Here is a 12,419-nt window from a genome sequence, read left to right on the forward strand (position 1 = left end):
GGAGAAGGAGAGGCGCGAAATGCGGATGGCCGAGCTGAGCCGGCGCACCGGCGTGCCGGTTCCGACGATCAAGTACTACCTGCGTGAAGGACTGCTGCTGCCCGGCGAACGCACCAGCCCCAACCAGGCCTTCTACGACGCGTCCCATGTCCGCAGGCTGAAGATGATCAGGGCCCTGGCCGACGTCGGCGGTCTGCCGATCGCCAAGGTGCGCGACGTGCTGGACACCGTCGACTCGCCGGAGGAGCCCTTCGAGGTGCTCGGCACCGTGCAGAAAAGCATCGAGCCGCCGTCCATCGAGGGCGAGGGCGAGCACTGGGACGCGGCCCGCAAGCATGTCGCGGAGGTGCTCGCCGACCGCGGCTGGCCGCGGGATCTCGACTGCCCGCCGGCCAAGACCCTGATCGCCGCGCTGGCCTCGGTCTACGAACTGGGCCGCGACGACCTCGCCGGCCTGGTCGAGCGATACGCCGAGGCGGCCGAGCAGGTCGCGGTGATCGACGTGGCCACGGTGACCGAGGCCCGGAGCCTGGAGGACGTGATCGAAGGCGTTGTCATCGGCACGGTGCTGGGCGAGAAGATGTTCGGCGCCCTGCGCAGGCTCGCCCACCAGTACGCCACCGCGAAGGCGCTCGGGATCGACCCGGACTCAGGCGAGCGTGAATGACGGGGCGATCTCGTCGAAGATGTCCCGGCCGGTGTCCTCTTCCAGGGTCGGCACGGTCAGGCTGACCACCCACAGGTCGTTGGCCTTGGTCATGACGTTCGCGTACGTCGTGCGCCGCAGCGACCCGGAGTCCACGGTGTTGTACTTCAGCTGCTGGCCCTCGTCCGGCGGGATGCCCGGGATCAGCTTGGGATCGCTTGCCACGAAAGCGTCCTTGCCCGGCCAGATCGCCTGCAGACCGGCCTGGTAATCGGTGAGATCCCGGTTGGGAAGGTAGTTCAGGAACCGTTCGACGGTCAGTTCGTACTTGCCGTCCTGCGACACGTAGTGCACGTGTGTGCTTTCCGGTCCGGCCTTCGGCCGCCGCTCCTCGACGTATGTCTCCCAACCGGTCGGCACCTTGATCCTGAACGCGCCGCCCTTGGCGCCCTTGAGGGTCGCGTTGTCGCCGCTACGTTCGCTGTAGTCGCTTTCCTGGGTCGGCGGTGGCGGCGCCACCAGAGGCTGCTCGACCGGAGCGGGAGCTGCCGGCAGCAACGGCTTTCCGCCGGCGTACCGGCTCAGCACGAACCCGCCGCCGGCCGCCGCGACGAACACCAGCACTGCCGCCGCGTAGATCAGAACCGTTGGCACACCACGGCGTTGCTTGACCACGACCGGCTCGGGCGGCGGCATGAACGGCAACGGCCCGGGATCCTCGGCCAGCGACGGTTGCCCTTCGTCGGTCTCCTCTTCCGGCTCGGCGGGTCGCGTCTCTCGCACAGGGAGGTCGTACGTCGCGCTCTCGGCTTCGGCGATCGCCTCCACGGTGAACGGTGACGTGCCCGGCTCGGGCAGCAGCGGGTAGAGCCGTCTGCGGAGGTCAGCCAGAGTGATACGGGCGGTCCCGTCCTTGACCATCAGCTCGGTGACCAGTTCGGCGATCGGCCCGGTCGACTTCGGTTCCGGCACCTCGCCGTTCACGACCTCAAGCAGCGTCGCGATGACGTCGCCTTCAGGGTCGTACGGTGCGTGCCCTTCGATCGCGGCGAACAGTGTCGCGCCCAGGCTCCACAGGTCGGCCGCGTTGGTCACCTCGCCGCCGGACGCCACCTCGGGCGCGATGTACGCCGGTGACCCCAGGGTGATGCCGGTGCTGGTCAGCGTGTGCTCGGAGATGTTGCGGGCGATGCCGAAGTCGGCGAGCTTGATCCGGCCGTCCGCGGCCACCAGGACGTTCGCCGGTTTCACATCACGGTGCGTGATGCCCTTCTGATGGGCGGCCTGCAGCGCTGCTGCGACCGCGTCAGCCACCGCTGCGGCTTGCCGGCTGTCCAGCGGACCGTGCGCTCGTATCAGGTGCGCGAGGCTGCTGCCGGGCACCAGCTCCATCACGACGAACGGGTTGCCGTCTTCCTGCGCGATGTCGTGCAGCGTGACCACGTTCGGGTGAGACAGCACGCCGATCGCGCGTGCCTCGCGCATGGTGCGTTCCCGCAGCTCGTCGGCCTCACGATCGGGGATGCCGACGGGCAGCCGGACCTCCTTGACCGCGACCGGCCGGTGCAGGAAGTCGTCGTACGCGCGCCAGACCGTGCCCATCGAGCCGTGGCCGATCAGGTCGACCAGCCGGTAGCGGCCCGCGATCAGCCGCTGAGCAGGCTCCTTGGCCGGCTGCTCAGCCGGTTGCCGGTCGGTCTCGGAGGCCACGTCCCCTATTGTGCCCAAACCCCAGCCCGGCCCCTGGGCATGGTCCGTTTCACAGTCCGGCTTTAGGACGCTTCACTAGCATCACGTGCTATGAGTCAGGCGCCGGAGCAAGACGAGCTGGTCCTCGCCGCCCAGTTCCCCACGCCACAGCGGGAGCAGTGGCAGGAGCTGATCGCCGGCGTGCTGCGCAAATCAGGCAAGCTGCCCGAGGGGTTCGACGGCCACGCCGACGACCTGATCGCGACGAAGACGTACGACGACATCGTGGTCCATCCGCTCTACACGGCCGACGACGTCGCCCCGCCTGCCGGCATGCCGGGCCTGCCCCCGTTCGTCCGGGGTGCGCGGCCCGAAGGTGGCGTGACCACCGGCTGGGATGTGCGGCAACGGCACGCTCACCCCGATCCGAAGGTCGCCCGCAAGGCCGTGCTCGCGGACCTGGAGCACGGCGTGACCTCGCTTTGGCTGGTCGTCGGCGATGCCGGTCTGCCGATTTCGGCGTTGCCCGACGTACTCGACGAGGTCTACGTCGACCTCGCGCCGGTTGTGCTGGAGGCCGGTGCGGCGTTCCTCGAGGCGGCTGACGTCCTGCTCGAAGTGCATTCGGACAAGGCCGTCCCGGCCAGCGAAGTAGGCGGCAACCTGGGCGCCGACCCGCTCGGTCTGCGGGCAAGGACTGGTGCCGCGCAGGATCTCGACGGCGCTGTCCAGTTGGCCGTCCGGATCGCGGCCGAGTTCCCCGAGCTCCGCACGATCGTCGCCGACGCACTGCCGTATCACCAGGCAGGCGGCTCGGACTCGCAGGAACTGGGCCTGTCGATCGCCACGGGCGTGGCGTACCTGCGGGCTCTCACCGACGCCGGGCTCAGTGTCGAACAGGCCGCCGGCCAGCTGGAATTCCGTTATGCCGCGAGTGCGGACCAGTTCCTGACCATCGCCAAACTGCGCGCCGCGCGCCGGTTGTGGGCTCGGGTCACCGAGGTCTGTGGCGTTCCAGCGATGGCGCAGCGGCAGCACGCGGTGACGTCGCCGGTGATGATGACCCGGCGCGATCCGTGGGTGAACATGCTGCGGACCACGCTGGCCTGCTTCGGAGCGGGTGTCGGCGGCGCGGACTCCGTGACAGTGCTGTCGTTCGACGACGCGATCGGGCTGCCGGACGACTTCGCCCGCCGGATCGCCCGCAACACCCACGCCGTGCTGCTCGAAGAGTCCAAAGTGGCCGGAGTGGTCGACCCGGCGGGCGGCTCGTACTACGTCGAGAAGCTGACCGACGAGCTGGCGCGTGCCGGATGGGCGTTCTTCCAGCAGATCGAGGCCGCGGGTGGCCTGGTCAAGGCGTTGGACTCCGGGCTGGTGGAGGACAGGCTCGGCGAGACATGGCAGCGCCGGTCACGCAACTTGGCGCGCCGCAAGGATCCGCTCACCGGTGTGAGCGAATTCCCTGACATCAAGGAGAAACCGGTCGTCCGCAAGCCCGCGTCCGCGGGGCCGTCGGGCGGGCTGCCGCAGGTCCGGCTGGCCGAGGCGTACGAGGAACTCCGGGACTTGTCGGATGCCCAGCCGCAGCGCCCGAAGGTCTTCCTGGCCACGCTAGGCCCGATTGCCGCGCACACCGCACGGGCGAGTTTCGCGGCGAACCTGTTCCAGACAGGCGGTATCGAGACACCGAACGCCGGACCCACCAGTACAGCCGAGGAAGTCGCGAGCGCGTTCACCGAGAGTGGCGCGCAGATCGCGTGCGTCTGCGGCCCGGACAATCTGTATGCCGAGCGCGTCCCAGATGTGGTCAAAGCGCTTCGTGACGCGGGCGCGGTCAGGATTCTTCTGGCCGGCCGAGGTGAGGTCGACGGCATCGACGGGTATGTCCACGTTGGAACCGACGCGCTCGGTGTGCTGCGCGATACCCTGAAGACGTTGGGAGTGGGCGCATGATCCCCGATTTCACGGACGTCAAACTGGGCGAGCCGGGCCCCGCCGGGATCGCCGGCTGGCAGGCGGCCCTGGCCGAGTCCACCGGCAAGGCCGCGGACGCACTGGTGTGGGAGACGCCCGAGGGCATCGGCGTCAAGCCCGTCTACACCGCCGAAGACCTGCGGGGCCTGGATTTCCTGGGCACCTACCCAGGCATCGCGCCGTTCCTGCGCGGGCCGTATCCGGCGATGTACGTGACCCAGCCGTGGACCATCCGTCAGTACGCCGGGTTCTCCACCGCCGAGGAGTCGAATGCCTTCTACCGCCGCAACCTCGCGGCCGGTCAGAAGGGCCTGTCGGTCGCGTTCGACCTGGCCACCCACCGCGGTTACGACTCCGACCACCCGCGTGTGACCGGTGACGTGGGCATGGCCGGTGTCGCGATCGACTCGATCTACGACATGCGCCAGCTGTTCGAGGGCATCCCGCTGGACAAGATGAGCGTGTCGATGACCATGAACGGCGCCGTGTTGCCGGTGCTGGCGTTGTACGTGGTCGCGGCCGAGGAGCAGGGTGTGCCGCCGGAGCAGCTGGCCGGGACCATCCAGAACGACATCCTCAAGGAGTTCATGGTCCGCAACACCTACATCTACCCGCCCGCGCAGTCGATGCGGATCATCTCCGACATCTTCGCGTTCACCTCGCAGCACATGCCGAAGTACAACTCGATCTCGATCTCCGGCTACCACATGCAGGAGGCCGGGGCGACCGCCGATCTGGAGCTGGCCTACACCCTGGCCGACGGCGTCGAGTACATCCGCGCAGGCCTGGCAGGCGGCCTGGACATCGACAAGTTCGCGCCGCGGCTGTCGTTCTTCTGGGCGATCGGGATGAACTTCTTCATGGAGGTCGCCAAGCTGCGTGCGGCCCGGCTGCTGTGGTCCAAACTGGTCGCCCAGTTCGAGCCGAAGTCGTCGAAGTCGTTGTCGCTGCGGACGCACAGCCAGACCTCGGGCTGGTCGCTGACCGCGCAGGACGTATACAACAACGTGGTCCGGACCTGTGTCGAGGCGATGGCCGCCACCCAGGGGCACACGCAGTCGTTGCACACCAACGCTTTGGACGAGGCACTGGCGTTGCCGACGGACTTCTCTGCCCGGATCGCGCGCAACACTCAGCTTGTGCTGCAACAGGAATCGGGTACGACCCGCGTGATCGACCCGTGGGGCGGCAGTGCTTTCGTCGAGCGACTGACCTACGAACTGGCGCACCAGGCCTGGGGGCACATCAGCGAGGTCGAGCAGGCCGGCGGGATGGCCAAGGCGATCGACGCCGGCATCCCCAAGCTGCGCATCGAGGAGGCCGCGGCCCGTACCCAGGCCCGGATCGACTCCGGCCGCCAGCCGGTCATCGGCGTGAACAAGTACCGGCTCAGCGATGCCGACGAGCAGATCGAAGTGCTCAAAGTGGACAATGCCGGGGTGCGGGCGCAGCAGCTGGCGAAGCTGGAACGCCTCAAGGCCGAGCGTGACCCGCAGGCGGTGCAGGACGCGTTGCGGCGGCTGACATCGGCCGCCGAAAGTGACGGAAACCTGCTGGCACTCGCGATCGACGCGGCCAGGGCCAAGGCGACGGTCGGTGAGATCTCCGGTGCGCTGGAGCGGGTCTGGGGCCGGCACGCCGGGCAGATCCGTACGATTTCCGGGGTCTACCGCGAGGAGGTCGGAACCGGGGTGTCGAATGTGGACTCCGCGCGGCGGGTGGTCGACGCGTTCGCCGAGGCGGAAGGGCGCCGCCCGCGCATCCTGGTCGCCAAGATGGGCCAGGACGGGCACGACCGCGGCCAGAAGGTGATCGCCACCGCGTTCGCCGACCTGGGCTTCGACGTGGACGTGGGCCCGCTGTTCCAGACCCCGGCCGAGGTCGCCCGCCAGGCGATCGAGGCGGACGTGCACGTCGTGGGCGTGTCGTCGCTGGCCGCCGGGCACCTGACGCTCGTGCCCGCGTTGCGCAAGGAACTCGCCGAGCACGGCAGGCCGGACATCATGATCGTGGTCGGCGGCGTGATCCCGCCGCAGGACTTCGACGCGCTCCGCGAGGCCGGCGCGGCCGCGATCTTCCCGCCTGGCACCGTGATCGCCGACGCGGTCACAGACCTGCTCGCCAAACTCTCCGAGCAGCTCGGGCACTCATGATGGACTACGCGGCGGGCGTCCTGGAGGGCAACCGGGCGACCCTGTCCCGGGCGATCACCCTGGTCGAATCGGCCAGGGCCGATCACCGCCGGCAGGCGCAGGAGCTGCTCGTCGAACTGCTCCCGCACGCCGGCAACGCCCATCGCGTAGGCATCACGGGCGTGCCCGGCGTGGGCAAGTCGACCTTCATCGACGCGCTCGGCACCATGCTGACGGCGGCGGGGCACAAGGTGGCTGTGCTCGCGGTCGACCCGTCGTCCAGCCGGACCGGCGGCAGCATCCTGGGGGACAAGACCCGGATGGCCCGGCTCGCGGTCGACCAGGCGGCGTTCATCCGGCCGTCGCCGACCTCCGGCACGCTCGGCGGCGTCGCCCGCGCGACCCGCGAGACGATCGTGCTGATGGAGGCGGCCGGGTACGACATCGTGCTTGTCGAGACCGTCGGCGTCGGCCAGTCGGAGATCACGGTGGCCAACATGGTCGACTGTTTTTTGTTCCTGACCCTCGCGCGGACCGGTGACCAGCTGCAAGGCATCAAAAAAGGTGTCCTTGAGCTGGCAGACGTGGTCGCGGTGAACAAGGCCGACGGCGAGCACGCCAAAGAGGCAGGCAAGGCGGCCCGGGAACTCGCTGGCGCGTTGCGGATGCTGCGTAGTGGCGACGAGATCTGGACGCCACCGGTGCTGACCTGCAGCGGACTGACCGGCGACGGTCTTGCGAAGGTCTGGGAGCAGATCGAGCAACACCACAAGAAACTGGACGAAGCGGGCGAACTGGCCGCCAAGCGCCGCACCCAGCAGGTCGAGTGGACCTGGTCGATGGTCCGCGACACGCTGATGACCCGGCTGAAGGACCATCCCGAAGTCCGGTCCGTCACGCCTGAACTGGAGCGTGATGTCCGTGACGGCAGAGTCACCCCATCGTTGGCAGCCGAGCGCATCCTCAAGGCCTTCGGTGTGCGCTAAATTCGAGCCATGGTGCGAGCAGTGGTCGCGTGTGCGCTCGTTGTGCTGTTTTTCCTGCCCGTAGGGGCAGCCAACGCCGCTGTCCAGCCGCACGTCCAACTGGCTCCCTTTGCCCAGCAGACCGCCACCGCGCCCGCCGGGCCCACGATCGAGACGCCGCCCACCGAGCAGGACGCCGCCAACTCCCGGCAGCGCCTGGTCATCGGTGTCATCGCGGTTGTGCTGCTCGGAATCGTGATCCTCGGGCACCGGGCCCGGGCCAAGCGCAAGGCGAAGTGAGCGGGCTTCAGCCAGACTGAATCTTGCTCTGCCGTTCGGCGCATCCGTCCTACCGGCGACCGGTTTGATCATCAGGTTGCTCAGCGGGGCTTTAGGGCGATGGTGCAGGATGATGTGCGAGTGACACTTATGTTGCGCCGACCGTGCACGATGTCACTAAGACACACGAAGCTCAATCCCGGTACCGCGGCAAGCGGTGCTGCCGCGGAGGTGCGGCATGACTGTTCTGGACTCACACGCCCCGGAGGGCGACCCCGAGGTGCTGATCACTGACACGGCCGTCAGTATGCCCACTGTGGAGGACATCGGCGCCGGTCGCGGCCCGTCCTGGTTGGACGGTTGGCTGTCCGGGAGTATCGCCGACATCGTCGCCTGGTACCGCCACATCCACGCCCACCCGGAACTGTCCAGGCAGGAGTTCCAGACCACCCAGCTGCTTGCCACCATGCTGGCCTCAGCCGGTCTGCAGCCGATCATCAGTCCAACTGGAACGGGCCTGATCTGCGAAGTCGGCTCCGGTGACCGGTGTGTCGCACTGCGTGCGGACATCGACGCTTTGCCGTTGCAGGAGGCGACTGGACTGCCGTTCGCGTCCAGGGTGGACGGCGTGGCGCATTCATGTGGTCACGATGCGCACACGACCATCCTGCTCGCCGCGGCGCTCGCGCTGGCCTCCGCGCCGGAGCTGCCCGGCCGTGTCCGGCTGATCTTCCAGCCGGCCGAGGAGGTCATGCCCGGCGGCGCGCTCGACATGATCGAAGCAGGCGCCCTGCAGGGCGTCGAGCGCATCTTCGGGCTGCACTGCGACCCGCGTGTCGAGGTCGGCCGGGTCGGCACGCGCGTCGGCGCGATCACCTCCGCCGCAGACCTGATCGAGCTTCGCCTCACGTCGCCAGGCGGCCACACCTCCCGTCCGCACCTGACCGCCGACCTGGTCCACGCCCTTGGCACGGTCATCACGGGCCTGCCCGCGCTGCTCTCCCGCCGTGTGGACCCCCGATCCGGCACTGTGCTGGTCTGGGGCGCCGTGCACGCCGGTGAGGCCCCCAACGCGGTGCCTGAGCAGGGCCTGCTGCGCGGCACGCTGCGCACCGGCGACCACGAGGTCTGGGAAGACCTCGAGCCCCTGGTCGCGGGCCTCGTCCAGTCCCTGGTCACGCCGCTGGGCGTCGGCTACGAACTGCACCACCGCCGTGGCGTGCCGCCGGTCGTGAACGACGGCGAGAGCACCGCCATCCTGCGGGCCGGCATCGAGTCCGCCCTGGGCGCCGACGCCCTGGCCGGGACCAAGCAGTCATCCGGTGGCGAGGACTTCGGCTGGTACCTGGAGCATGTGCCCGGCTCATTCGCCCGCCTGGGCGTCTGGCCAGGTGACGGAGTCATGCGCGATCTGCACCAACCCACCTTCCAGCTGGACGAACGCGCCCTGCTGACCGGTGTCCGGGTGATGGTGCACACCGCGCTGACAGCCCTCGCGGCGTAAACCTGACTCAGGTCTTGACCCGTCCAGCCGGGCATGGATTGCTGGACGGGTGTCGGGACGTGACCTTCGCACTCCGGCGGCCTGCCGTTGAGTGTGTTCGGGGACCTGTTGCTGGGCTTCCGGCGCTCGGCAGGACTTACTCAGGAGGAGCTGGCAGCGGCGGCCGGGCTGAGCGTCCGGGCGATCGGCGACCTCGAACGGGGGCGGCGTGGCCGTCCGCAGCGTCGCACGATCGAGCTGCTTGCGGACGCACTCGGGCTGAGCGACGACGATGCGGCTGCGTTCCTGGGCACCGCGCGTCGCGGTGACACCACCCGGGCGGCGAACGTGGCGCTGTTCGACCGCGACGGCCAGCTGGCGACATTGGAGCGCCTGGCGGAGGCGGCACAGGCAGGGGAAGGCGCGGCGGCACTGGTACGGGCCGGGGCCGGCATGGGCAAGACGTCGCTGCTGAATGTCCTGGCAGACCGGGAGGCAACGCGGGGCGCACGCGTGGTGCGGGCCAGTGGCGGGGAACTGGAACAGGACTTCGCCTTCGGGGTGGTCCGGCAGATGCTGGAGCAGATCCTGACCCAGGCTCCCGCGGCTGTGCGTGATCGGCTGTTGGCCGGTCCTGCCGGGCAGGCGACCCAGATCCTGGGTGCCGGGGCCACGCCGCTGCCGCCCGACGGGCTGCCGGGGTTGCTGCACAGTCTGTACTGGCTGATCGTGCACACCTGCGACGGCGGACCGGTCTTGCTCGTCGTGGACGACGCACACTGGGCGGATCTACCGTCCTTGCGGTGGCTGGACTATCTGACGCGGAGGATCACTGGCCTGCCGGTGTTGCTGGTCCTGGCCGCCAGACCTGCCGGAACTGATCCGGCTGAGCCGATGCTGGAACGGATCGAGGCGCAGACGGCTTGTCACCGCATGACACTGCCGGCTCTCTCCGTCGACGCAGTCGCCCGATGGGTGCGTGCCGAACTGGGCCACGACGCCGACTCGACGTTCTGTGCCGCGTGTGCGATGGCGGGGGAAGGTAACCCGCTGCTGGTGCGGGAACTGCTCCGGACGCTGCGAGAGCACCGCGTCGAGCCCACGGCCGGACAGTCGCATCTGGTGGCGGAGTTCAGGGGACGGTTGCTGGCTGCCACTGTCGTCAGGCAGTTGGCCCGTCAGGACGAGGCGACCCGCCGTCTTGCCCGAGCGCTGGTGGTTCTGGGGGACGGGACCGGATGGCATGTCGCGGCCGCGTTGAGTGGGCTCGGTGAGGCCGAAAGCCTGGTCCACGCCGACCGGCTGCGGCAGATCGGTGTGCTGGGCGCGAGCGAGGTGGCGCGGTTCAGCCACCCACTGATCCGTGCCGCGATCGCGGAGTCGGTCATGACACCGGTGGAACTGGCCGTCGGGCACGCGCGGGCGGCGGAGCTGTTGTACGCCGAAGGATCGGCAGCCGACGCGGTGGCGGCGCACTTGCTGCTCGCCGAGCCCGGCGACGGGAGTTGGCGGGTGGACGCCTTGCGCGAAGCCGCCCGAGTGGCTCGGGGCCGGGGAGCGCCGGAGGCCGGTGCGCGCTACCTGCGGCGCGCGTTGCGTGAACCGGCAGCGGCCGAACAGCGTGGTGATCTCCTGCTGGAACTGGGGTCCGACGAGGTGTTCACCGACCCGGAAGCGGCGGCGGGCCGGCTGAGCCTGGCCATGTCCTCGTTGTCCGATCCGCTTGCCCGCGGCCGCGCAGCGGGCCTTCTCGCCGATGCTTTGTTCGCCGCGCACCGCCAGCAACGGGCCGTCGAGGTTCTCGAACAGGCCATCGCGGAACTGGACGTCACCGAGGCGGCTGGCCAGGAGGTGTCGTGGCACCTGCAGGCCCAGCTCGTGATGATCGGCTATGAGTACCCGTCCACCATCGGTGTCGCCCGGCAGTGGGCCAGACGCCTGCGCGAACACGACGTGGCGGGCGACACTCCCGGCCAGCGCGCGGTCCTCCTGGCGCTGGCAGTCGCGGGCTTGGTGGGGGAAGCAAGCGCGGCGGTCGTCAACGACCTGCTCGACCGCGCGCTGCGCGGGGAACTGCCGGCCGGCGGCCAGGCCGGGCTCATGCTGGCGATCGCAGGCATCGGCTACACCGCCACCGACCGGCTTGACGACGCGGTGATGCGGTTCGAACAGATGGGTGAGCTGGCCGTCCGGTGCGGTTCGACCCGGATGAGCTCGCAGGCGCTGGCCGGGCTGCTCAACGTCCAGGCCCGGCGGGGCGAACAGATCCCGCTCACCCCGCAGCTCGTTCGCGCCGGGGCGGAAGGCGTGGACATCACCGACGCCCGGGCAAGGCTGTCGTTCGTGAACACGGTGGTCGGCTCGTTGATCGAACGCGGGGATCTGGCCGGGGCAGCCGAAGTACTGGCCCAGCACGGCGGTGTCACCACCGAGGCGGAGACGGTCCTGTGGGTACCGGTGTTGCTGAGCCACTGCAAGGTGCAGGCCGGACTGGGCAACATGGGCGGTGCGTTGGCCATGCTGCTGGCGTACGGCAGCCACGAGAAACAGGACGGAGCAGGCAACCCGGCAGTGGCTTCGTGGCGGTTGCAGGCCGCACGGATCCACGCGGCGCTCGGGCGGCGGGAGGAAGCGCGGCGGCTGGCCGCCGAGGAACTGGAACTGGCACACCGATGGGGTACTCCACGGGTGATCGGGGCCAGTCTGTGCTGCCTGGGCGCAGTCACCGGCGGCGCTGAGGGCCGTGCGCTGCTGGCAGAGGCCGTTGCCGTGCTGGAGTTGTCGCCTGCCCGGTTGGAGTCGGCCCGTGCCCGGTACGAATGGGGAATGGCCGCCTGCCGGGCCGGTGACCTCGACGCCGGTCGACGGACCCTCGGCCAGGCCCTGGACCAGGCAGAGATCTGCGGCAGCAGGGTGCTGGCCGACCAGATACGCGCGGAGCTCGTGGCCGTCGGCGTGCGGCCAGGACCGGTTCCGCCGGCCGCCCCCAGCCTGTCGATCATCGAGCACCGGGTCGCGGTGCTGCGCTCCGCCGGGCGTACCGATCGTCAGATCGCCCAGGCCCTGCTCCTGACTCCACAGACCGTGGCGGCGATCAGGCATTCATAGCTTTTGGCAAACGTGATTTCTGCCGATTTTTCTGCCGGTCGTCGTTCCTGGTTCTCCCGCCGCACGGATGTTGAGCTGTCCCGTGGCTTTTGCCTGATATTTCCTCCTCGACCCGGGAGTCCGGCAGTGATTCGGCTGGC

8 protein-coding genes are annotated in these 12,419 nt (G+C 69.2%); 7 read left to right on the forward strand and 1 reads right to left on the reverse strand.

All coding sequences use genetic code 11. From position 1 onward, the window contains the following. The first annotated feature begins 19 nt into the window (after window positions 1–19). A complete protein-coding gene (locus tag JOF56_RS15600; protein ID WP_209638423.1) occupies window positions 20–667 on the forward strand; it encodes a MerR family transcriptional regulator in 648 nt (215 codons plus the stop codon). Here JOF56_RS15600 and JOF56_RS15605 read toward each other — a convergent pair. Beyond that, on the reverse strand, window positions 650–2,356 hold the full coding sequence (locus tag JOF56_RS15605; protein WP_307855115.1) for a serine/threonine-protein kinase: 1,707 nt from the start codon (window positions 2,354–2,356) through the stop codon (window positions 650–652). The genes JOF56_RS15600 and JOF56_RS15605 overlap by 18 nt on opposite strands. A 90-nt stretch (window positions 2,357–2,446) precedes the next feature. Between JOF56_RS15605 and JOF56_RS15610 the strand changes: the two genes are divergently transcribed. The 6 genes from JOF56_RS15610 (at window position 2,447) to JOF56_RS15635 (ending at window position 12,279) form a co-directional block, all read left to right on the forward strand. Next, on the forward strand, window positions 2,447–4,291 hold the full coding sequence (locus JOF56_RS15610; RefSeq protein WP_209638425.1) for a methylmalonyl-CoA mutase family protein: 1,845 nt from the start codon (window positions 2,447–2,449) through the stop codon (window positions 4,289–4,291). Continuing rightward, entirely contained in the window at window positions 4,288–6,465 is a 2,178-nt protein-coding gene (gene scpA, locus JOF56_RS15615) for a methylmalonyl-CoA mutase (protein WP_209638427.1), read from the forward strand. The genes JOF56_RS15610 and scpA overlap by 4 nt, the downstream gene beginning before the upstream one ends. Continuing rightward, window positions 6,462–7,430, forward strand: coding sequence for a methylmalonyl Co-A mutase-associated GTPase MeaB (meaB, locus tag JOF56_RS15620; RefSeq protein WP_209638429.1), 969 nt, complete (start codon window positions 6,462–6,464; stop codon window positions 7,428–7,430). The genes scpA and meaB overlap by 4 nt, the downstream gene beginning before the upstream one ends. Window positions 7,431–7,439: 9 nt before the next feature. Then, window positions 7,440–7,709, forward strand: a complete 270-nt coding sequence (locus JOF56_RS15625) for a hypothetical protein (protein ID WP_209638431.1) — start codon at window positions 7,440–7,442, stop codon at window positions 7,707–7,709. Window positions 7,710–7,926: 217 nt separating this feature from the next. After that, a complete protein-coding gene (locus tag JOF56_RS15630) occupies window positions 7,927–9,192 on the forward strand; it encodes a M20 family metallopeptidase (protein ID WP_209638434.1) in 1,266 nt (421 codons plus the stop codon). A 93-nt stretch (window positions 9,193–9,285) separates the two neighbouring features. Further along, a complete protein-coding gene (locus JOF56_RS15635; protein ID WP_307855788.1) occupies window positions 9,286–12,279 on the forward strand; it encodes an ATP-binding protein in 2,994 nt (997 codons plus the stop codon). The last annotated feature ends 140 nt before the right edge of the window (window positions 12,280–12,419 follow it).

Source organism: Kibdelosporangium banguiense (assembly GCF_017876405.1).
Taxonomy (GTDB): domain Bacteria; phylum Actinomycetota; class Actinomycetes; order Mycobacteriales; family Pseudonocardiaceae; genus Kibdelosporangium; species Kibdelosporangium banguiense.

What these genes read in the sequence shown, in the direction of transcription:
- JOF56_RS15600 (WP_209638423.1), top strand. Translation starts at nt 20, where the DNA reads ATGCGGATGGCCGAGCTGAGCCGGCGCACCGGCGTGCCGGTTCCGACG.
- JOF56_RS15610 (WP_209638425.1), top strand. Translation starts at nt 2,447, where the DNA reads ATGAGTCAGGCGCCGGAGCAAGACGAGCTGGTCCTCGCCGCCCAGTTC.
- scpA (WP_209638427.1), top strand. Translation starts at nt 4,288, where the DNA reads ATGATCCCCGATTTCACGGACGTCAAACTGGGCGAGCCGGGCCCCGCC.
- meaB (WP_209638429.1), top strand. Translation starts at nt 6,462, where the DNA reads ATGATGGACTACGCGGCGGGCGTCCTGGAGGGCAACCGGGCGACCCTG.
- JOF56_RS15625 (WP_209638431.1), top strand. Translation starts at nt 7,440, where the DNA reads ATGGTGCGAGCAGTGGTCGCGTGTGCGCTCGTTGTGCTGTTTTTCCTG.
- JOF56_RS15630 (WP_209638434.1), top strand. Translation starts at nt 7,927, where the DNA reads ATGACTGTTCTGGACTCACACGCCCCGGAGGGCGACCCCGAGGTGCTG.